At 29.7% G+C, this 462-nt stretch carries 1 protein-coding gene; it reads right to left on the bottom strand.

The window, feature by feature from the left end; genetic code table 11:
• The coding region (locus KHA85_RS20180) for a pyruvate kinase (protein ID WP_236885846.1) at positions 1-462 on the bottom strand (462 nt) is incomplete at both ends.

The raw sequence follows: 462 nt of genomic DNA, 5'->3' as shown, positions 1-462 counted from the left end.
AATTAACACCTTGTTCACAACCAAAAGTAATATCAGCTGTATCTTTAGGTGATAAGTAATCAAAACCTAATTTAACACCTGGTACATTAATACCTCTTTTGTTTTTAACAATTCCATCATTTGCGCATACACAAACAATATCTGTTCCTTCAACATGATCAACTAACAATTCAACTTGCCCATCATTTACTAAAATAAATCCACCAGGTTTAACATCTTTATATAATTCTTTATATGTAATAGTAAAACGATCACTTGTTCCTTCAATATCTTCTTGACAAATGGTAACAACTTGTCCTTTTTTAAATTCTGTCTTACCACCAACAAAATCACCTGTTCTAATTTCAGGTCCTTTAGTATCCAATAAAATTGCAATATTCTTATTTAATTCCTTGCTTAATTTACGAACTGTTTTAATTCTTCCACCATGTTCTTCAAAATCACCATGAGAAAAATTAAGTC

The sequence above is a fragment of the Dietzia massiliensis genome, assembly GCF_018390595.1.
Taxonomy (GTDB): domain Bacteria; phylum Actinomycetota; class Actinomycetes; order Mycobacteriales; family Mycobacteriaceae; genus Dietzia; species Dietzia massiliensis.
The sequence above is the reverse complement of the archived record's forward strand: the minus strand, read 5'-3'. Positions and strand labels throughout refer to the sequence as shown.